Origin of the sequence: Eikenella corrodens (genome assembly GCF_003990355.1) — a bacterium.
GTDB classification, from domain to species: domain Bacteria; phylum Pseudomonadota; class Gammaproteobacteria; order Burkholderiales; family Neisseriaceae; genus Eikenella; species Eikenella corrodens_B.
In genome coordinates, this window is the sequence record NZ_CP034670.1 from 1,325,263 (window position 1) to 1,345,955 (window position 20,693).

General features: G+C 55.9%; 23 protein-coding genes and 2 tRNA genes. 11 read left to right on the forward strand and 14 right to left on the reverse strand.

Annotation, left to right across the window (positions count from 1 at the left end):
• The 11 genes from ELB75_RS06645 (at position 1) to ELB75_RS06695 (ending at position 8,671) form a co-directional block, all read left to right on the forward strand.
• Entirely contained in the window at positions 1–561 is a 561-nt protein-coding gene (locus ELB75_RS06645) for a YggT family protein (protein WP_126983252.1), read from the forward strand.
• Positions 562–652: 91 nt separating this feature from the next.
• Complete coding sequence (dksA, locus tag ELB75_RS06650; RefSeq protein ID WP_126983253.1) at positions 653–1,069, forward strand: RNA polymerase-binding protein DksA; 417 nt, start codon at positions 653–655, stop codon at positions 1,067–1,069.
• Positions 1,070–1,233: 164 nt separating this feature from the next.
• A tRNA-Met gene (locus ELB75_RS06655) sits at positions 1,234–1,310 on the forward strand.
• Positions 1,311–1,315: 5 nt separating this feature from the next.
• Positions 1,316–1,391 (forward strand) — tRNA-Ala (locus ELB75_RS06660).
• 492 nt (positions 1,392–1,883) lie between these two features.
• Positions 1,884–2,654, forward strand: a complete 771-nt coding sequence (locus ELB75_RS06665) for a PhnD/SsuA/transferrin family substrate-binding protein (RefSeq protein ID WP_126983254.1) — start codon at positions 1,884–1,886, stop codon at positions 2,652–2,654.
• A 97-nt stretch (positions 2,655–2,751) separates the two neighbouring features.
• On the forward strand, positions 2,752–3,042 hold the full coding sequence (locus ELB75_RS06670) for an ACT domain-containing protein (protein WP_197478836.1): 291 nt from the start codon (positions 2,752–2,754) through the stop codon (positions 3,040–3,042).
• An 18-nt stretch (positions 3,043–3,060) separates the two neighbouring features.
• Positions 3,061–4,416 carry a PFL family protein gene (locus ELB75_RS06675; RefSeq protein ID WP_126983255.1) on the forward strand — a complete coding sequence of 452 codons (1,356 nt, stop codon included), beginning with the start codon at positions 3,061–3,063 and terminating at the stop codon, positions 4,414–4,416.
• A gap of 51 nt (positions 4,417–4,467) precedes the next feature.
• Positions 4,468–5,028, forward strand: coding sequence for a hypothetical protein (locus tag ELB75_RS06680; protein ID WP_126983256.1), 561 nt, complete (start codon positions 4,468–4,470; stop codon positions 5,026–5,028).
• A 97-nt stretch (positions 5,029–5,125) separates the two neighbouring features.
• Entirely contained in the window at positions 5,126–5,899 is a 774-nt protein-coding gene (trpA, locus tag ELB75_RS06685; RefSeq protein ID WP_431306043.1) for a tryptophan synthase subunit alpha, read from the forward strand.
• A 138-nt stretch (positions 5,900–6,037) separates the two neighbouring features.
• Positions 6,038–6,901 (forward strand): acetyl-CoA carboxylase, carboxyltransferase subunit beta, encoded by an 864-nt coding sequence (gene accD / locus ELB75_RS06690; protein ID WP_126983258.1) that lies wholly within the window; start codon positions 6,038–6,040, stop codon positions 6,899–6,901.
• Between the two features lie 372 nt (positions 6,902–7,273).
• A complete protein-coding gene (locus tag ELB75_RS06695; RefSeq protein ID WP_126983259.1) occupies positions 7,274–8,671 on the forward strand; it encodes a hypothetical protein in 1,398 nt (465 codons plus the stop codon).
• 317 nt (positions 8,672–8,988) lie between these two features.
• Here the strand turns inward: ELB75_RS06695 and ELB75_RS06700 are convergent, their stop codons facing one another.
• From ELB75_RS06700 to ELB75_RS06765, 14 genes are all read right to left on the reverse strand, one after another.
• The gene (locus tag ELB75_RS06700) at positions 8,989–9,462 is read right to left on the reverse strand and encodes a ProQ/FINO family protein (protein WP_126983260.1); all 474 of its coding nucleotides are present in this window, start codon (positions 9,460–9,462) and stop codon (positions 8,989–8,991) included.
• Positions 9,463–9,717: 255 nt separating this feature from the next.
• Positions 9,718–10,206: a 5-(carboxyamino)imidazole ribonucleotide mutase gene (gene purE / locus ELB75_RS06705; RefSeq protein ID WP_126983261.1), complete on the reverse strand. Its 489-nt coding sequence runs from the start codon at positions 10,204–10,206 to the stop codon at positions 9,718–9,720.
• A 62-nt stretch (positions 10,207–10,268) separates the two neighbouring features.
• Positions 10,269–10,508 carry a DNA-binding transcriptional regulator Fis gene (gene fis / locus ELB75_RS06710; protein ID WP_049258047.1) on the reverse strand — a complete coding sequence of 80 codons (240 nt, stop codon included), beginning with the start codon at positions 10,506–10,508 and terminating at the stop codon, positions 10,269–10,271.
• 102 nt (positions 10,509–10,610) lie between these two features.
• Positions 10,611–11,615, reverse strand: coding sequence for a tRNA dihydrouridine synthase DusB (gene dusB, locus ELB75_RS06715; protein ID WP_126983262.1), 1,005 nt, complete (start codon positions 11,613–11,615; stop codon positions 10,611–10,613).
• A gap of 195 nt (positions 11,616–11,810) precedes the next feature.
• The gene (locus tag ELB75_RS06720) at positions 11,811–12,089 is read right to left on the reverse strand and encodes a hypothetical protein (protein ID WP_126983263.1); all 279 of its coding nucleotides are present in this window, start codon (positions 12,087–12,089) and stop codon (positions 11,811–11,813) included.
• Between the two features lie 11 nt (positions 12,090–12,100).
• Positions 12,101–14,590, reverse strand: a complete 2,490-nt coding sequence (locus ELB75_RS06725; RefSeq protein ID WP_126983264.1) for a TraC family protein — start codon at positions 14,588–14,590, stop codon at positions 12,101–12,103.
• Between the two features lie 58 nt (positions 14,591–14,648).
• The gene (locus tag ELB75_RS06730; protein WP_126983265.1) at positions 14,649–15,080 is read right to left on the reverse strand and encodes a single-stranded DNA-binding protein; all 432 of its coding nucleotides are present in this window, start codon (positions 15,078–15,080) and stop codon (positions 14,649–14,651) included.
• A 124-nt stretch (positions 15,081–15,204) separates the two neighbouring features.
• A complete protein-coding gene (locus ELB75_RS06735) occupies positions 15,205–15,633 on the reverse strand; it encodes a type II toxin-antitoxin system VapC family toxin (RefSeq protein WP_126983266.1) in 429 nt (142 codons plus the stop codon).
• Positions 15,630–15,869 carry a FitA-like ribbon-helix-helix domain-containing protein gene (locus tag ELB75_RS06740; RefSeq protein ID WP_126983267.1) on the reverse strand — a complete coding sequence of 80 codons (240 nt, stop codon included), beginning with the start codon at positions 15,867–15,869 and terminating at the stop codon, positions 15,630–15,632. The genes ELB75_RS06735 and ELB75_RS06740 overlap by 4 nt, the downstream gene beginning before the upstream one ends.
• A gap of 137 nt (positions 15,870–16,006) precedes the next feature.
• The gene (locus tag ELB75_RS06745; RefSeq protein ID WP_126983268.1) at positions 16,007–16,591 is read right to left on the reverse strand and encodes a hypothetical protein; all 585 of its coding nucleotides are present in this window, start codon (positions 16,589–16,591) and stop codon (positions 16,007–16,009) included.
• A gap of 107 nt (positions 16,592–16,698) precedes the next feature.
• Positions 16,699–17,211, reverse strand: coding sequence for a hypothetical protein (locus ELB75_RS06750; protein ID WP_126983269.1), 513 nt, complete (start codon positions 17,209–17,211; stop codon positions 16,699–16,701).
• A gap of 14 nt (positions 17,212–17,225) precedes the next feature.
• Entirely contained in the window at positions 17,226–18,320 is a 1,095-nt protein-coding gene (locus ELB75_RS06755) for an AcaB family transcriptional regulator (RefSeq protein WP_164726833.1), read from the reverse strand.
• 203 nt (positions 18,321–18,523) lie between these two features.
• Positions 18,524–20,215, reverse strand: coding sequence for a hypothetical protein (locus ELB75_RS06760; protein ID WP_206501440.1), 1,692 nt, complete (start codon positions 20,213–20,215; stop codon positions 18,524–18,526).
• Positions 20,187–20,684, reverse strand: coding sequence for a hypothetical protein (locus ELB75_RS06765; RefSeq protein ID WP_064089673.1), 498 nt, complete (start codon positions 20,682–20,684; stop codon positions 20,187–20,189). The genes ELB75_RS06760 and ELB75_RS06765 overlap by 29 nt, the downstream gene beginning before the upstream one ends.
• Positions 20,685–20,693 lie beyond the last annotated feature (9 nt).

Genomic DNA, 20,693 nt, shown 5'->3' on the forward strand with positions numbered 1-20,693 from the left:
ATGTTTAATCAATTTGTCGTCCTGCTCGCCGATGCGCTGGCCATGCTCCTGTTGGCGCGCTGCCTGCTGCAATACAGCCGTTTGAACTATATGCATCCGCTGGCGCAGTTTTGCTGTCGCAGCAGCGACTGGCTGGTGAAACCGCTGCGCCGCCTGCTGCCGCCCTTGGGCGGTTTGGACAGCGCCTGTATTTTGGCGGCCTGGCTGCTGTATGTAGTGTTGTATTTGTTGTTGTCACTCATCAATCTGCCGGCAGGGATGTTCAGCTGGCCGATCGCGGCGGCGGATGTGCTGCTTGCTGCGCTCGCCCTTACGCGTTCGGCAGCTTATGTGTTGCTGGGCGGTTTGTTGTGGCGCATGGTACTGTCTTTATCGCAGGCGTATTCGCCGCTGGTGGCGGTGCTCAACCGTGTGTATGAGCCGCTGTGCCGCCCGTTTGCCTTTTTGCGTATCGGCCGCTGGGATTTTTCAGGTAGCCTGTTGGCAATTTTGCTGTGGGGCTGGATTGGCTGGGGGCTACCGGCAATTATCATGCATTTGAATTTTTTGCTCTTGCCATAAGCTGGCGGCTGTTTTATATTCCGCCTTTTTATAAAAGAAGCAGCCGCTGGCGGGAAGGGGCGGTTGGTAGAATTTCACAAAAGGAAAACTCATGGCAAAACTAACCGAGCAAGACATCATCAACTGGAAAGGCCCGGAAGAGGAATATATGAATGCCGATCAGCTGGCTTTCTTCCGTGAGTTGCTGGTTAAGCTGCAAGACGAACTGATTCAAAAGGCGGCCGATACCACCGGCCACCTGCAAAACCACGAGGCCGCTCCCGACCCGGCCGACCGCGCCACGCAGGAAGAAGAATACGCGCTGGAGTTGCGCACCCGCGACCGCGAGCGCAAATTGTTGAGTAAAATCCAAGCCTCGCTGCGCCAGATTGATGAAGGCGAATACGGCTATTGTGTTGATACCGGCGAGCCCATCGGCCTCAAACGCCTGCTTGCCCGCCCCACCGCTACGTTATCGGTGGAAGCGCAAGAGCGGCGCGAGCGAATGAAGAAACAGTTTGCGGATTGATGCTCCAAACCAACGGGCCGGCGAGTAGAATGCCGGCCTGTTTGGATTTTGCAAAAGCAGCGCGAGAATTAGTTATCTATATAAATCAGGCTGTAGCAAAAAAGTGTGTTTTTGGGTTTGACAGAATTGAAGAAAGCCGTATAATGCGCACTTTCTGAATGAGCGGCGAATTAGCTCAGCTGGTTAGAGCAGAGGAATCATAATCCTTGTGTCCGGGGTTCGAGTCCCTGATTCGCCACCAAATTTGGGGGTATAGCTCAGTTGGTAGAGCGCTTGCATGGCATGCAAGAGGTCAGCGGTTCGATCCCGCTTACCTCCACCAAATTTCAAAGAGTCGGCTAAAACAGCCGGCTCTTTTTGCATTTTCAGGTAGCCTTTGCCGTATGCTGCCGGGTATAGTGGATTAACAAAAATCAGGACAAGGCGGCGAGCCGCAGACAGTACGGCAAGGAGAGCCAACGCTGTACTGGTTTTTGTTAATTCACTATATAAGCGCTGAATATGGCTGAGAACATTCAATATCGACAGCAAACTTTTGCCTGACGCTGCTTCCCCCGAATCTATACCAGGAAAAAATCACCTATATAGGTGGTTTTTTATCGTAGGTAAAGGTGGTAAGATAATTACATTAGAACGATAATGACTCTTTTTGCCCCTGTCGTTTGGGGGCAGGCAGGAGTAGGGCGCTTGGAATACGGTTGATGTTTGAGTTTCTAAGTTTTCAGGTAGCCTCAATTTAATTTCGAAACACAAACACACTTCCTCATTTGTTGCGAATACAGGGATTGCCCAACAAAAATAAGGAAAACGTATTATGATACAACAAGTTGGAATCAATTTTGTGGTGGCGCCGGACTACCTGCCAGACCACTTCAGCCATTGGTATCTGCTCAGCAGCCATTTACAGCGCGAAACCGAACTCTCCATCCATTTGCATCTGCCTGCTAATACTGAAGAAATACAAGAGCTGGCCGATGCCAGGAAAATGGACATGCTCTATGCCAATGCTTTTGATGCCGTGGCACTGATCAAAGACAAAGGCTATTTGCCGCTGGTGTGCCTGAAAGATAAATTTGATGAAGCCGTGGTGGCCGTATCCGCCGAATCAGAATATCAAAAAATGGAGGACCTGCCGGCTGATGCGTTGATTAAAACCGGCCCCAATCCCGATATCCGCTGCCTTGGCCTGCGTTTGTTGAAACAGGCCGGGTTGGATGTGGAACAGCTTAAAATCGAAGAAGCCGCCACCTTCCCTCAGGCAGCCTCCGCCCTGATTAGAGGTCAGGCACAGGCCGGTTTCTTTCCGGCCGGCACCTATGCCCACATGAGCAAGCGCACGCTTGAGCAACTGCGCGTTTTGCAGGAAAGCAGTTTTGCCGCCGTAACGCATATGGTGGTGTTGCATCCCGATTTTGCCGAACAGCAAGAAGCCCTACGGCAGGCATTTGCCGAGATGGCCGACAAACCCACCGGCAAAACCACGCTGGAAGCACTGGATTTGCCTGCCGGTTTCGCCACCCTCACCCAAGAAGCCGCTGAACAGATGGTGGCCGATGCCGAGGAAAACGGCAAACAGGATGATTGAGCGCGGCCACTGTTTTATGCTTATATCCTAGAGGCCTTTGCGAACACACCGCAGAGCGGCACTTCGCAAAGGCCTCAAATTTTTACACGGAAATTGAATGACTATGCCCCAGCCCAACCCCCATTCCATACTCACCATTATCGGCAAAGACCGCATCGGCATCGTTTACGACGTATCCAAACTCTTGGCCGAACACCAAATCAACATCCTCAATATCAGCCAGCAGCTTATGGGCGAATATTTCACCATGATTATCCTGATGGACACCAGCCGCTGCCCGCAAAGCCGTGAAGAAATGTTGAGCGTGTTCGCCCAAGCCGGTGAGAAGTTGGGCTTGGATATCCGCATGCAGAACGAAGCCTTGTTCAACGCCATGCACCGGATTTAATTTGTAGGCTACCTGAAAATGTCCCTTCGCTTTACCGAAATCTTAGAAACCGTCCGCATGGTGTCCGACCAAAACTTCGACGTGCGCACCATCACCATCGGTATCGACCTGCACGATTGCATTTCGCCGAACATCGACACGCTGAACCAAAACATCTACAACAAAATCACCCACATCGGCAAAGACCTGGTGCAGACGGCGCAACATTTGTCCGCCAAATACGGCGTGCCGATTGTGAACCAGCGCATTTCCGTTACGCCCATCGCCCAAATCGCGGCGGCCACGGGCGCGGACAGCTATGTTTCCATCGCGCAGACGCTGGACAAGGCGGCAAAAGCCATCGGCGTGTCGTTTATCGGCGGCTTTTCCGCGCTGGTGCAGAAGGGCATGTCGCCCGCCGACCGCGTGCTGATTAACAGCATTCCCGAAGCCATGAAAACCACCGACATCGTGTGCAGCTCCATCAACATCGGCAGCACGCGCGCGGGCATCAACATGGACGCGGTGAAACTCGCCGCCGACACGATAAAACGCACCGCCGACATCACGCCCGAAGGCTTCGGCTGCGCCAAAATCGTCGTATTCTGCAACGCGGTGGAAGACAACCCCTTCATGGCGGGCGCGTTCCACGGCTCGGGCGAAGCGGACGCGATTATCAACGTGGGCGTGTCCGGCCCCGGCGTGGTGCAGGCTGCCTTAAAAGACTGCGACAGCCGAAACCTGACCGAAATCGCCGAAATCGTGAAGAAAACCGCGTTCAAAATCACGCGTGTGGGCGAACTCATCGGGCAGGAAGCGGCGAAAATGCTGGGTATCCCGTTCGGCATTTTGGATTTGTCGCTCGCGCCCACACCCGCCGTCGGCGATTCCGTCGCCCGCATTTTGGAAGCCATGGGCCTGACCGTTTGCGGCACGCACGGCACCACCGCCGCACTCGCGCTGTTGAACGACGCGGTGAAAAAAGGCGGCATGATGGCTTCTTCCGCCGTCGGCGGGCTGAGCGGCGCGTTCATCCCCGTGTCGGAAGACGAAGGCATGATTGCGGCGGCGGAAAGCGGCATCCTGACGCTCGACAAATTGGAAGCCATGACCGCCGTGTGCTCCGTGGGTCTGGACATGGTGGCCGTACCGGGCGACACGTCCGCCGCCACGATTGCCGGCATCATCGCCGACGAAGCCGCCATCGGCATGATTAACAGCAAAACTACTGCTGTGCGCATTATTCCCGTTACCGGCAAAGGCGTGGGCGAAAGCGTGGATTTCGGCGGCCTGTTGGGCTACGCGCCGGTTATGCCCGTGAAGGAAGGAAGCTGCGAAGTGTTCGTGAACCGCGGCGGACGCATTCCCGCGCCGGTGCAGTCGATGAAGAACTGACGGGGTGCAGGCTGCCTTTCCGATTTTCAGGTAGCATGAAAAGGACAAAACATGGATTTCAACCAAACCGCAAGAGATACCCTAACGCAAGTCCAGTCTGAGCTGGCGCAAGGCAAAGCCGAAATTTCGTGGGCAGTTTACGAACCGATTGCCAATCTTGACGATTATCGGAAGTGGATAAAAAAACAATTCGGCTGGCAAGTCTATTTTATGGCGGTAATGCAGGCATTGCTGCTGGCCTTTATTCTCGTGTCTTTGGGGTTGAATCTTTTTGGAAATGTTGGCGGTGTCATCGCGCTGCTTGCAGCGGCTGCCGTCGGGATATGGTTGATGTGGCAAAACGGCAAAGAGCGGGCAAAAGCGGAAAAGATATTAAGTAGGGAATATTTTGAATACCGCATATGCGTGAATTTTAAAAAGCGGTATTTCGTGGTTATCTTCGATGGCGAAGCAAGCAAACGCGTGAAATTCCATGATAAGAAAGACTGGGCACTGCCTGCATTCAACCTGCCCAAAGATGCCACGCCAAACGAAACCGCCCAACGCGATGCGCTGCACAACACCTTGGTGCAGCAAATGGGTGTTCATTTTGGGGAATATAAAGTATGGTAGCTTGGTTTGCCTGGGTGCATACCAATGTTTTGATGAAACGTTTTCAGGTAGCCTTAGCCTGAGAATCGAGAAATAAACAAATCGAGAAATAAACACTATGAAAAGAATCTTCCAATCCAATAGCGGTAAGAAAGCCTTGGTTGCCTACATCACCGCCGGCGACCCAAACCTTGAAACCACGCTGGAGCTGATGCACAGCCTGGCTGCCAACGGCGCGGACATCATCGAGCTGGGCGTGCCGTTTTCCGACCCGATGTCGGACGGCCCCACCATCCAGCGTGCGGCCGAACGCGCCTTGGCCAACGGAGTTACTCTGAAAGACGTATTGGAAACCGTGCGCCGCTTCCGCCAAAGCAACCAAAGCACGCCTGTGGTGCTGATGGGCTACCTGAATCCGATTCACAAAATGGGCTATGAGCCATTTGCCTGTGCCGCTAAAGAGGCCGGTGTAGACGGCGTACTCACGGTGGACAGCCCGATTGAAACCGTGGCTCCGCTGCACAACGCGCTCAAAGCCGCCGGGCTCGACACCATTTTCCTGGTTGCCCCAACCACCGGCGAGGCGCGGATGGCCGAAATTGCCAAGCTGGCTTCCGGCTTCGTGTATTACGTATCGCTCAAAGGCGTTACCGGCTCGGCCAGCCTGAACACTGCCGAAGTGGCGGAAAAAGTGGCTGTGCTGCGCCGCCATGTGCCGCTGCCGATTTGCGTGGGCTTCGGCATTTCCGATGCTGAGAGCGCGCGGCAAATCGCCGCCGTGGCCGACGGCGTGGTGATCGGCAGCCGCATTGTGAAAGAAATCGAAGCCAACCCCGGCCGCGAGGTAGAAGCCGCGGGCAAGTTGGTGAAAAGCTTGAGAGAAGCCATTTAAGGCTACCTGAAAGCGTAAAACCAAACGTAAACTTTGGCAAAGTTAAAACTTGAGCCGGCGGCCGGCAAAGGCTATGATGGCGGCTGTCCGTTTTCAGGTAGCCTTCTGCCTCGGCAATTATTAACAAAGGAGCAAGCCATGAGTTGGCTCGACAAAATCCTCCCCCCGAAAATCAAACGCGAAGACAGCGGCAAATCCGGCGTGCCGGAAGGCCTGTGGCGCAAATGCCCGGCCTGCTCTGAAGTGCTGTATGCCTCCGATTTGGAACAAAACCACCAAGTTTGCCCCAAGTGCAACCACCATAATCCGCTCAGCGCCCGCGAGCGGCTGGATCTGCTGTTAGATGAAGCAGGCCGCGAAGAAATCGGCGCCGAGGTGAAGCCCACCGATATTCTGAAATTCAAAGACAGCAAAAAATACCCCGACCGCCTCAGCGCGGCACGCAAAGCCACCGGCGAAAACGATGCCTTGGTGGTGATGAAAGGCGAAATGGACGGGCTGCCCGTGGTGGTGGCTGCGTTTGAATTCCGCTTTATCGGCGGCTCGATGGGCTCGGTGGTGGGCGAGCGTTTCGTGCGCGGCGTGCGTGCGGCGGCGGAAAACGGCTGCTCCTTCATCTGCGTGGCCGCTTCCGGCGGGGCGCGGATGCAGGAAGGCCTGAGCTCGCTGATGCAGATGACCAAAACCAGCGCCGTGCTGCACCTGTTGAGCGACAAACAGTTGCCCTTTATTTCCGTGCTCACTGACCCGACCATGGGCGGCGTTTCTGCCAGCTTCGCTTTTTTGGGCGACGTGGTGCTGGCCGAGCCGAATGCGCTGGTGGGTTTTGCCGGCCCGCGCGTGATCGAGCAGACTGTGCGCGAAAAGCTGCCCGAAGGCTTCCAGCGTGCCGAATTCCTGCTGGAAAAAGGCGCCATCGACCAAATTGTGGACCGCCGCGAAATGAAAGCACGCATCGCCAAACTTATCCGCCTGCTGCGCAACCAGCCGGTGGCGGCTTAGTTGGGATACGAAGGGAAACAGGCCGGAGCAATCCGGCCTGTTTTGCCGTTTGGAAAGGCTACCTGAAAAAGCAGGGAGGCGGTTTAAAACCCTTTCCATACCCATCGGGTTGAGGCTACCTGAAACTGGACAGCAGCTTTCAGGTAGCCCTTTATCAAACCGGTTATCGCCGGGACAGATACACGGGTAGGGCGGCCGAAGCCTGCTGTATCAGGCCTTGCCGGAGAGATTGATGGGCTAACGTGCATCAATTTCCCGCATGCCGGCTATGCCGAATCAGGGCTACCTGAAACCGAAAGGCCGTTTTCAGGTAGCCCCCTAAAGCCGCCTGCCTCCGATATAATCCCCTCCGTTGTGTGCCGAGGAAACCGAATGAAACGCCTATTGAAACGCCCGCTGCGTGTGCTCATCCTGATTTTGGCTGCCGTTGCCATCCTGTATGGCGTATCCGAATGGCTGAAACAGCGCGAAATCCGTGCTGCCGAAGCCGACTTGGCCTTGCTGGCCGCCCCGCCTGCGCCGCCGCCGTCCGTGAAAAACGGCATAGACGCGCTGTGGCTGCTGGAATACCGCACCGCCAGCGATGACGAACGCGCCGATTTGATGCGCCGCTTCGGCAAAGCCATTCAATACGATAACGATGCTTCGGCGAAATATCCGGAGTTGGCAGCCAAATACCTGTCGCCATCCAACGACATCTTGAAATTCAACGGCACGGCGGAGGAGTACCTGGCCGAAATCCGCGCGAACCTGCCGAAATACCGTGCCGAGGCGGCAAAACAGGCCGAACTGTTTGCCAATGTGGATAATCTGGCCAATTACGACACCTTCGCCCCGCGCGACTGGCCGAACAACGAGGACGATTTGATCGAAATACGCCTGCCCCGTTTTCAGTTTGTCGCCATCAGCCATACCCTTGCCGCGCTGGATTGGGCGCAGGGCAGGGAAAACGAAGCCTGGCGGCGCGTCTGCCGCAACATCAAAACCGGCCGCAGCCTGCTGCACAGCCGCCCCGGCCTGATTTACCCCATGATCGGCAACGTCCTTATCCGCCGCAACACCGGCCTGGCGGCGCAAATGCTGTATGAAAAGCCCGAATGGGCCAACCGCCTGCCCGCCGAATGCGGCGGCATGTTCGAGGTGTTGGCCGAGCGGGAGCAAAGCCTCTGTGTGGCGATGAAGGACGAATTCCGCATGGCTATCAACCTGTCCATAAAACTGGAAGGCAACGGACAGCAACTGATGCAGGTGCAGGAATGGCGGGAATTGATGGCTTTGGGCGGAGAACAAAGCGATGCCGCCGACGATTTCGTGCTGTTGGTTTTGCCGCGTTTCGATGCGGTGCACAGTTTGGCCATGGCCGCGCCGCATTATGCCGCCTTCTGCAAACCTGCCGCTACTGCCGTTTTGCGGGCAGACCAAAAGGCGCAGTGGCCGCAGCCGACTGCCAAAACGTTTGCCCAGAAATGGGCGTGCCTGAGCAACAGCGTAGGTTGCCGGTACGTTGATCAGGCCATACCTTCGTTTGATGCCTTTGTTTCCCGCCTGCAAGACACCGCCATGCAGCAGCGCGCCTTTAACGCGGCCCTGGCCTTATACCGCCTGCCCGTCGGCCAGCGCCGTGCCGCCTTGGATAAGGTTTTGGCCGAACATTCTTCCCCGTCGCGCAAATTGCGGTGGAACGGGAAAGAGCGGATTATCGACTTTGATATTTACGATTTGAACAAAATCCCCGATCCGATTCCGTTTAACTTGGATGCGGGAAGATAGGGGTTGGCCGGCCTGAAAAAGACGGCTGCCATCGGATGAATTTGCCTGCGCCAAGGTAGGCGGCAATAGCCGCGGCGCACCAGATATAGTGAATTAACAAAAACCAGTACAGCGTTGGCCCGCCTTGCCGTAACGTGTGTACTGTCTGCGGCTCGCCGCCTTGTCCTGATTTTTGTTAATCCACTCCACTATAGATGCCTTCGTTGAAAACGAAATGGATTAAAGGCTACCTGAAAGCGAAATTGTGATGCAGTCGAAACAGTCAATGGCAGTCTCGACGCTGTTCAGCTTTCAGGTAGCCTTTATGGGCTGTGGATTTATTCGGCGGCAGGGGTTTTTGCGGCGGACGCAGCAGTTTCCGCTGCGGCTTCGGCGGGCTGTTCGGCGACGGCGGCTTCAGCCTCGGCAGCCGGTTGTTCGGCCTGCTTGGCGGCTTGGCGGGCGAGCATTTCCTGTACGGCGGGGTGCTGCCGGGCAATGGCTTGCTCTTCGGGGCTGACTTCGCCTTTGAAGCGGTTGTTCAAATCGAAGCGCTTGCCGCCGCGTGCCAGCGATTTGAGGTAGCGCGGGCGGCGGCAGTGGTTGGAAAGCACGCGGGCGATGAGGGCGGGGTCGTATTGGGACAGGGCGGCAACGAGGTCTTTGTCGATGCCCAAGGCCAGGGGTTTGAAGCGTTTGAATACGTCGTATTTGCCGTAGATATGGTCGGCAATCAGATCGGTTTGCTTCTTCTTGCTCATGGTCTGCACGGCAGATTTGAGGGCGGCTCCCAAGGCGGTTTCTTGTGTCATGGCGGGTTCTCGGTTAGTGGGATAGTGGGTGGATTGTGGCACAGCTTGGCGGTTTTGGCGAACAATCCTTGCGTTTTTGCCGGTTTGTGCGGCTTTATCTGGCAATAATTGCCATTTCCCCGGATGTGGGGTGTTGCTTTCAGGTAGCCTGAATAGCGTGGATTTTGCAGCTGAAGCCTTTCTTTCAGGCCGGGCAGCCCGCTGCAGGGGCACAGTCAGTACACGGCCAAACGGGCTAAGCAATCAGGGGTTCAGCTATTCGGCTTCGGGCAGCTCCATGGCCAGCACAGTTTGGCGCTGGGTTTCGCGGAAACCGGCGAGTTTTTGCGCGATGGCGGCATCATGGTTGGCGAGCAGGGCAGCGGCAAAGAGGGCAGCGTTGGCAGCACCGGCCTCACCGATGGCAAAGGTGGCCACGGGGATGCCTTTGGGCATCTGCACGATGGAGAGCAGGGAATCCTCGCCGCGCAAATATTTGCTGGGCACGGGCACGCCGAGCACGGGCAGGGTGGTTTTGGCGGCCACCATGCCGGGCAGGTGGGCGGCACCGCCTGCGCCGGCAATAATGGCCTGCAGGCCGCGTTCGCGGGCGGTTTCGGCGTATTCAAACATCAAGTCGGGCGTGCGGTGGGCGGAAACCACGCGGGTTTCGTAGGCGATGCCGAATTGTTTGAGTACGGCGGCGGCGTGCTGCATCACGGCCCAATCGCTGTTGCTGCCCATGATGATGCTGATTTGAGTCATTTAGTGTTCCTTATGGTTTGGAGTAAGAGGCTACCTGAAAAATATTGGCCATGGCGCGGCGGCTAAATCAGGCCGTAGGCGCTGAGCTTTTTGCGCAGGGTGTTGCGGTTTAGGCCGAGCACTTGGGCTGCTTTGGATTGGTTGCCTTCGCAATGCGCCATCACGCAGCGCAAAAGTGGCAGTTCTACTTGCTGCAACACCATTTGATACACGTCGTGCGCCGGTTGGCCGTCGAGATCGGTAAAGTATTGCTGCAGGCTGTTTTCGATGCAAGTGGTGATATGGCTGTTCTGACGGAGCATTTTGCTCTCCTTTTATTATTGTGGTGTAAAAACGGGGAGGCAAACCGGTGTGTGATGCGGCAGCGGGTGTCGCTAGTTTCCCTTAGCGCGGTTTGCGGTGTTTCAGGCCTGCCGCCAGGGGCATGGCCAGTATTCGTGTTGCTCGGACTGCGCGGCCAAAAAGGCGGCCAGCCCGTTGTATTGTGCTTCGGCACTTTCTAGTGCATTTAAGCGGCGGCGTTCGGCCTCGCCCTCCGGCAGGTCGGCCAGATACCAGCCGATGTGTTTGCGGGCAATACGCATACCGGCCACTTCGCCGTAGAAGCCGTGCATGGCACGGATATGGCCGAGCAGGGCTTCGGAGGCTACCTGAAAAGGCAGCGGCGGCGGCAGGCTGCCGTGCGCGAGGTAGTGCGCCACATCGCGGAACAGCCAAGGCCGACCTTGGGCGGCGCGGCCGATCATCACGCCGTCGGCGCCGGTTTCGGCCAATACGCACTCGGCTTTTTGCGGGCTATCGATATCGCCATTCACCCACACGGGAATGCTCAGGCGGCATTTGGCTTCGGCAATCAGGCCGTATTCGGCCTGGCCGCGATACATTTGCGTGCGGGTGCGGCCGTGGATGGCGATGGCGGCGATGCCGGCGTCTTCGGCCATGCGGGCGATGGTGAGGATGTTTTTGTGTTCGTCGTGCCAGCCCAGCCGTGTTTTGAGCGTAACCGGCACATCCACTGCGCGCACCACGGCATTTAAAATTTCGGCCACCAATGGCTCGTTTTGCAGCAGGGCGCTGCCGGCCTGCACTTGGCACACTTTCTTGGCCGGGCAGCCCATATTGATGTCGATAAGCTGCGCGCCCTGTGCCACGTTGTAGCGGGCGGCTTCGGCCATTTGGGCCGGGTTGCTGCCGGCAATCTGCACGGCAATCACGCCGCTTTCGCCGCTGCGGTCGATGCGGTTGAGGGTTTTGCGCGTGTTTTGCAAATCAGGATTGCTGCTGATCATTTCACCCACCGTCCAGCCGGCGCCGAATTGCCGCGCCAGCATGCGGAACGGTTTGTCGGTGATGCCGGCCATCGGCGCGAGCGCCACGGCGGGGGAAACAGTGTAGGGGCCGATTTGCATAAAGCTGAACTGCTGTAAATTGGGAATTGTACATTTTTTAGACAAAGCCTCCAAGTGCGGCGGCGGTTGTCGGAACGGGTATGCTTATTTACAATGCGTGCTGTTATTGTTTTCAGGTATCCGACCGTCAGCTGCTAACTCATCTAATTTGGTTTGGATACCGGCCAGCTGTGCTGACAATTTTTGCTGAGCTTGCTATGGGTTGTCGGATTGGATATTGGCCAATGCCTCCTGTAGGTAGGCGGCTGCCAGACGGTCTGAATCGACTACAGTGATGCTACCAGCGGAGCGGCTGGGGAAAATGGTGCGGTAGAAGCTGTAGCCGCCCAGTAGTACCGCGAGCACCACCAGCACGGTCAATAGGGTATTGCCGTTGCCTCCGGGTTGGCGCAATGGAATAGCCTCCTCTGTTTTGATGGCAGGAGTGGGCGTGGAAATTACCGGTTGGTCGGCCTGTGGATGCTGTTCTGTCATGATTCGTCCTTTTAGGAAGTGCCGTCACCGTACAGCCTGTTGGCTTCGGCTTCGACCAAATGAGTGATTTGTTCACCACCGCGCACACGACGTTGTAACTCTTTAAACAGATCGCCTTCGGTGGAAAACAATACACGGTTAAACGGGGTTTCGATCAGCCGGGCAATGCCGGCGCTGCTGCCGCTACGAATCAAAATTTCGCTATACTGACCTTTAGCTGTCTGTACTTCGCGCATCAGCTGTTCGGTATAGGCATCGACCTGGATCCATTTTTTCTCGATCGCCTGGGCAATCGCCTCCGGCGTTTGCTGCATATGGAACTTGGTGTGTGCCGAGGCCATGATGGCCGAGCCGTGCGGTGTGCTGTAAATCTGGGCGAAGGTTTGCACTACCACACCGACTGAGCCGTCTTCTTTGCGCACTTTTGAGTTCAGCTGGGCGATAAATTTGGCGAACGGTTCATCGGTTACCCGATCGCCGCCTTCTTCGACTACCAGCATCCGGCGGCGACCGTCGCGGCTGGTAAACATTTCTTGGGCAATGGTGGTGGACAGCATCATCAGCACCACGTCGCACAGATGTTTGTTGGTGGTCAGTCCGGATAATTCGATTACAGTCCAATCGGCCTCAGTGCGGAAATTGTTTTCGCCCCGGAACCAGCGACCCATCGAGCCAGTCGAACCGAAGGGTGATAGCAGCATCGCCAATTGGTGCTGTTGGTCGGCCATGCGGCCGGTCTGGTTGTTCAAAAACTGGATCACATCGGTAATTTCGGCCTGGTTGCCTTTATTGGCATACACCGATTTAACCGCTTCTTCGGCCAAGGCACGCAGAGTATCGTCTAGACCCTCTTTCGGTTTGGCCATCTTGCCGATGATCGGCAGGATCAGCTCGATTTCACGGTCGATATTGGAAATCTTGGTAAACGGATTCAGGCTGACTTCCGAATAGAAATCAAAGTCGATGATTTGTGCACCCGCCGCCCGGGCAGCGGCCAGATAGGACGAACCGGTATCCAGCGTCCAGATTTTGGTCCCCATTGACAGCTGGTCCTGGATCAAGCGCTGTACGGCAAAGGTTTTACCGGTACCGGAACCGCCGGTCCAAACCCAGTTGTAGTTGAGGTTGCGCGGGTCGAACAAGGCATAGCGAAACGGGCGGCCGATACGGGTGGTCAGCAGCATTTCGTTACCGAAGCCTTGCCATTCGTCGGTAACCGGCAGCAAGTGGGCCGCATGGCTGCCACCCATGGTTTTAAATCGGTGGGTATTCTTGATCGACTCGGGAGAAGCATTCAGCGGCAGCTGGTTAAAGAAAGAAACTTCCGGCATATAGCGCTCCGGCCGCATCACGAAGCCAAGCCGTTTGTAATAGGAGGATAAAGTGGATTGAGCACTACGGATGGCGTTGGCCGAAGCATTAAACAGGCACAGACTGGTGCTGGCTTCCACCAGGTTACCACCCTCAACCATCAGCTGGGCCAGTTGTTGGAAGCCCTCGCGTTTTTTCTTGAGCCTAGGTGACCATTTCAGCATCAGCGGGTTGGCCGACTTTTCTACCTGCCCCTGCATGGCACGCACTTTGGCCGCCTTGGTCTGCTGTTCCGGGAAATGGATGGTGGTGCACAGAGCATAGGGCATACCGATCTGAGGGCCATCACCTGGCGGATTGCCTAACAATTCGATCATACGCGAGAAATGAAAGGGGTGATCCGATCCGGGATAACGGTCGATAGCCAGCAGGCCGATGTATTGCCGCTCCTTCGAATGGGAGAAGCCGGAACAGTGCAGCAAATCGTGGCGGCGGCTATCCCAATTCATGCGCGAACCAACTGGAAACAGCTGCTCATTCAGAGGCGTTTCTTCTTCCACGCCTGTATCCCATTCTTCATACACCGAGAAATAGCGACGCAGCACGCCCATCAGGTCGGGGGTGGGCAAAACATTCGCCTGGATACCCATCACTGTCAGCTGTGACAGTGCACGGCTGCGCAGTTTTAGAAACTCATCGCACTCCTTGCGAAAGGCTTCCATTTCTTTTGGGCTGCCTGAAAACGGGTTGGATGTTTTCAGCGGGATTTTGAAGGTCCACAGGCAATAGCTGCCCAAAATGCGCGTTTCCGTGGTTGGTACCAGCCGATGGCGGCTACCGCGCTCGATAAAGGCTGCGCGCTCGCGCACCCCGTATTGGGCGGTCTGTACCGCCGCATCGCCGAGTACGCCGAAACGCGCCTGAGCATAGTTGTCAGTAATCGGGCGGATATAGGGCGAACCGAAATGGATGAACTGCATGATGGTGCCGCCGGGATAGGGCTCGTTCAGTAGCACCGAGGCTGCATCCGGGGTTTTGTCATCCCAGCCGGCCAGCGGCGGGAACAGGCAGGCTGAACCGATGGCATTGTCCGCTTCAAAATAGAAAATGCCATCCTCATCGTTGCCGGCGGTCAGGGATACGTATTGCCAGCCGACATCGCGCTGTTCGTTTTGTTGGAAAATATTCATACCGCTGTGTGCATCTCGCTAAGCGGCAGCCGCATCCTGCAGGCTGCCGCAGAATGGGTCAGAGGGGGTTGTTATTATCATCCGCAGCCGCAGCCTGATCCGATGTACGTGACGGATTCAGGGTAATGGATGCGATGCGTTCGGAATTGAGATTGAGGTAGATGTTTTCCACGCGGATTTTGCGGGTCTTGATTGTTTGTCCGTCTTTTTCATAGGTTTCGGACAACTCTTCGCCTTCCACCACCACTGGCATACCTTTAACCAATAAGCTGTGCAGATGTGTGGCACGACGATTCCAATACTCGCACTCCAGCCACTCAGTCGGCCCGGCCGGTACATAATGGTCCTGCCCGTCGACCCTTTGGCGTTTGAAACGGTTGGAAGCAATAGAAAAGTTCAGGACGGTACTGGTTTCGCCGTCGCTGCGGTTGATTTCTTTGAGTTCGAAAGACTGCCCGAGATTACCCCGGACAACGATAGAAATAGACATACGGCCTGTCTCCAAGTTGGAAACGGCCGGATTGTGGATAACGGGTCGGCAAGCAACCCGTTTTATTGCAGATGGGGGCGGAGAGAAGTGTAGTCGGACACAGCCTGCCTGTCAAGCCGGGCACTCACCCGGCATCAAACAGCCAGGGATTGACTACCGCCAAACCGACCGCCTCGAACGGAGAGGTATCCCGGGTTGCCACCATCAAACCGGCGGCATGGGCGGTGGCGGCAATATAGCCGTCGGCTGCCGACACCCCCCGGCCCCGACGGCGGGCGGCAGCCATCAATTCGGCATACGATATCGCTGCTGCGCCATCAAAAGGCAGGATACGCCCCTCGAACAGGGGTAGTACCGACTGCTCCAGCCCGTTATGCAGCACTTGCCGCTTCCTGCCTTCCGGCAGTACGGCAATGCCGTAGCGCAGTTCGGCCACCGTCACGGCCGACAGATAAAGCGTTTCGATCGACTGGGCATCCATCCAGCGCACAACGGCAGGATCGGGCTGCTGCCGAAGAGTCTCGGAAATGACGTTGGTATCGACTAAAATCATTCGTATGACACCGGCTGTGTGACGGAAGGATCACGGACGGTTTCCAAATCCACCCCGCCGGCCTGCCGGCCCAAACCGGTCAGCAGCGAGCCCAATTTAATCCGCCGCTCGGGACGGGCGGCCTGCTCCAGAATCAGACGGATTTCCGCCTCGGTGCTGCGCCCGGCGGAGGCCGCCCGGGCTTTCAGGGCGCGGTGGGTTTCGTCGGACAGGTTGCGGATGGTGATGGCAGCCATGGCAGGCTCCTTTGCAGAAATTATGGAACACAGGAGATGAAATGCTATCATTTTTTTAAATTGATAGCAATCTATTGGATGATAAACGGCAACAAGCTTGGGCGGTCCGACCGTCTGTCAAACCGTATCCGGCCGGTTCAATCGGTTTTCGGTTTGGAAGAAAAACGCAGGCTGACCGTATCCCAGGATTGCCGGTCAAACTCATATTGGGTCAGCATATTTCGTATCAGTTCGCGTTCGAAGATACTGTCTTTCCAATCATGGTGGAAACCCCGGACCACCCACAGATAAACTGCTACCGACAGGTTCAACGATAAGCACCACTGAAATGCTTTCTGAAACAGGATGCCTGCCGATGCCGGGTCGGCAATCCTCTGTGCCAAACCCTGGTAATCGGCTGCATTGTCCGATACCAACCAAAACAAGGCGAAGATCAGTAAAGGGGTCATGACAAAGGATCTAGCCAACAAAACCATGGCCTTGATTAGCAACTTCCCCGTCAATTTCAGATAGACTGCCCGATTGCGCAGTACCCGGTTTTCCAGCTCGTCCAACTGTTCCCCGGAAAATTCCAGCGGATGCCCGCGATCATGATCAACCACCACCTCGCAATACATCGCATGACCGTTCTGCTCCAGCCATGCCGAATCGAAATCCGGCCGGTAATGGCCGAACAGAACCACCTTCAGCTTGCGGGAAATACGGTCAAATAAATTTTGCATTCTCATTTTTCCTTCAGTTCCCCCGTCCGCATGGCTACCTTATGGAATCTATTAGGGTCAATTTGAAAATTGTTTGACCGTGTAACCGTATTCATGATTCACTCCTTTCACGTTTCACTGACCACTACCGATACAGGAATATTCTGCGAGGCCGACATAAACTCCAACTCATTCAGAAAAGCATAATCTGATTTCAACTGCTCCAGCATCTGTTTCCCTTCATCGTGATACTGGCGCATGGTCAGGTGCACGCGCATATGCAGCAGCCTTTCGTCATATGAGGCATTGGCGGCATCTAGCTGTGCTGCAATCGTGGCCCAATCTGTGATGTCTTTTCGTTGTTTACCGATATATTCCGCCCAACAGATATTGGGGACATGGAAGTCCCTACCAGGGTAGGCAGGCAGGATGGCATGATTAACCGGAACGGAGCGGTAAGCTACACGGCGAACCAGCCCCATCTGCCGGGCCGACTGTACAAACTGTTTGGCTTCCCGCACTAGGCAGTAGATGCCGGCTTCGAGGCTGGCGATTTCTTCTGCTATCTCCGCTGGCCGCCTGATTTTTGCTAGACTCCGGCAACATAAATCCTGTTTGCCGTCGGGAAATAAATCATCCATCCGCCACTCCGGAATCACACTTCTTCGGCAGCGCGAGTATTGTCGGCCGTTTCCAGCAGCCCCAACCTGGCAGCCGTTTCTTTCAGTTGAGTCAGCACCACTTCATCGCTGAGCACCCGTTCAATAAAGGCATAGGTCGGTGATATACGGTACAGCAGTACCGCCTCCGACAATGAAGGGAGTGCCCCAGCAGCCACTGCTGCCACTAATTTGGCCGACATGTCCGGGTCGTTCAGCAGGGTTCGCCGAGTAATTCCCTGAATTTGCCGCATCTTCATGGCGGCGGTATACAGGCTCTGCAGCAGGGAGCGAAGTCTACGGCCACCTTCATAGATGATCCGATTGCTTTCTGTATTGCTGGCTAACCCTTTACTGCCCATCGTCAAAGCCAAGCGAACCAACATGTCGTAGGACATTAGTAGCTGCAACAGCCTGAAACCATAGCCCCGCATCGATTCCACCTTGATCAACAACGGATTTCGGTTGGTCATAACGGCAATATGGATGCCAGTGGCAGCATACTGCACGATTTGCTGCCGCATCTTGTCGGTTTCCGACTCCAAATAGGCAGTCACTTCCTCCAAACCCCGTTCGAAGGCCAACAGTTCAGCATGGGCAAACGGGTTGTCCTGTTTTGCCGACCGCACCAGTTCGCCCGACAGCGCCATACCGTAGCGAATACCCGGCCAGCGATGGCTCTTGCGATCATTCTGTCCTTCCCACATCCGCACCGCATGTTTGGTCTGCAACTCGAAAGTGTCACCGCTGCCGCTGAGCTTGCCGATATCGTCAAACGCCTGGTCTTCGGATAAGTAGATTTCATAATCGTCCAGATCGATTGAAGTCACAGAACGGGAACGTGCCCGCCCCGAATGAATCCTCATACGTAGGATATGCTGCTTCAGCAATAATTCATGTTCCACCAACACAGCCAAATCGGCCAAAGCCGCAGGGTTGTCTGATGCCACCGCTAGACGGGCACGTTCCTTCTCCCAGTCATAGCCGTCCGAAAACACCGACTGCTCGGATGTCGGGAAGGACGTGTCAAATGTTTGTTCGACCTTAACGGATTTTGGTTTGACAACCAGTTTCTGTTTACTGCGATTCATGCCGAATGCTCCTGTCTGTTGTGCGGTCGATGACCGCAGGGTGGAAGTTAGGATGTTAAAGTTTTCTGGTTTTGCAGATAAGTTACACCATTCTCGCCCTAGGGATGTTTGTAATGGGGCATTACACCGTTGCACCATTCTCACCCCCTTACCCTTAAAAGGCTTTTGTCGCACAAAATATTTTTACGGCAGCCCTATCCGCCCTAATTATTGCTTTCGGCAGGCCGTATCCCTACCGTACGCAGCACGGAACGGCGCAAATCTTCCGAATTGGCACGGGGTGCATCATTGCCTGCTGCCGCAGCCGCCTGCTTTTGCAAGCGTTGTTCCTGCTCCAGCCGCTGCTTCTCCCAAGCCTGCTGCCGTTCGCGTTTCTCCCGCACCAGCGGTGCCAAAATGCAAAGTAGTTCGCCAGCGGCGGCTTTGCGGCACAGCACGGTCAAAAGGCCGAGCGGGCTGGTTACGGGTTTGGTTTGGCCGGTAATCTCGTCCAGTATCTCCTGCAGGGTTTCGCTATCGGCAGCGGGCAGCAGCTTGTCGAACAGCTTGTGGCTTTGGGCTTTCAGGCTGCTGCCGAAGTGCTGCGGGTAAACCAGGCCGTCGAAGCGCTTGCCGGCAGTATCGGCGGGGTTTCCCTCCTGCGCAGCAGGCACGCCCCCCACATCTGCCGCCACGGTTGCTTGTCCGGTGTGGCCTGGTCTCTTGTTGTAGTCGTTCCCGATAGGGAACTGTGGGTAATCTGAATCTTTAACAATTCGCCCTTTTGCGCTTTCTGTATTTTCCCGATGGTCGCTTCCTAATTTTCCCGTTTGTCGTTTCTTGCTTTCCGGATTGGTGGCGGCTGTATTGTCCCTTTTGTCATTTCTTGCCTCCGGCTTGGTTTCAACGGGGGCAAATCCGGTATCGGCGGCATTTTCCTGAAAGCGGATACCTGTATTCGCCCTTTTGTTATTTCTTAATTCCGGATCGGTAACGGCTGTATTGTCCCTTTTGTCATTTCTGCGATAATCAAGGGGATAGGACCCGATTTGCGTTTCGGGCGCGGTTCGGCGTTCGTCGCGGACACTCTGCTCCAGTGCCAACCAAATGGCGCGGCCGTTGAGCAGGGTAAAGATGCGGCGTGAGGCGAAGAAGTGTTTTTCGATGATGAACTGCAGGTTCTTCAGTTTGTTGCGGGCGGTCAGCTGGGTTTTGTAGGGCAGCGACAGATGGCGCTGCCAGGCCGGGATGTCGAAGCTGACGAACCAGCGCTCTTCCGACCCAGCACCCTTGGCCACGCACTGCTGCATAATGAAGGACAGCATGATGGCCGAGTGGATGCAACCGGTCAGGGTCGCCAAATCGCGGTGGTAGGCGATGCGCTCTTTGAAATAATGCAGGAAGAACAGGTCGGACGGTTGGCGGAAGGCGGCCAGACTCATTGCACTATCGGTAGTGTCGTCTGCGGGCTGCCCGAGATTTTCAGGTAGCCTGCCGTCAGACGGCCTGCCGTTGGCGGCACAGACGGCGGCAGCCAGGGCCGGCAGGTTGAGCCGCATTTCCAAGCGTGCGCCGAAGCCGAAACGGCGGGTTTCGATCAGGTTGCGCTCCAGCAGTTTCTGTTTGCAGGTGCCCTGTTCGCGTTTGCTCAAGCCGGTTTCGTCTTCCATCTCGGCAATCGATTTGAAGATCCAGCCGTCCCGCTCCGCCACCGCCGTTCCGTGCCGCGTCCAATAGACCAGCTGCGACAGGAACACCGCCGCTTTGATCGAACCAGCGACATCGACCAGGCATTTGTAAACGGCGATGGTGCGCCCGCCCTGCAGAGCCTGTTTGCAGCGCATGATGTCGCGGTTGAATTGGTCGGGGGCGGGCAGTTTCACGGCATCACCCTTGGTCGCGCCGCATGGCATCATCGATGGCTTCGCGTTCGTTGCCGCCTTCGCCGGCCGGTTCGTAGCCGGAAATCCAATAGGTCTCGTTCAATACGCAGCGTTTCTCCGGCAGAGGTTCGCCGTCGTCGTCTGTTTCTTTATCGGTAAACGCCACGCTGCCGGCATGGATCAGCCAGTCCAGGCGGTGGCTGTCCTGCACAGCCTGTTCCCAACGCGGGTGGACTTGCAAAATGTCGCTACCCTCGTCAATGATTCCCCTGCCGGGGGAAATCAGCACGGATAAAGCCGCCAGCAGCCATTCCAAATTGCAGCCCTGATACAGGCGGCATAATTCATCCAGCACGCCGGGTTTGTCAGCGTCGTCCAGCCATGCCGGTTCGCCGTACTGGTCGAGCTTGCCGGGATGGTAGCCCAGAGCCGTCAGGCTGAGTGCCCGAGTCAGCTGCAAGGCGGCAGTAATATCTTCTTGTTCGGGGCGCATGATGTTCATACCCATTCA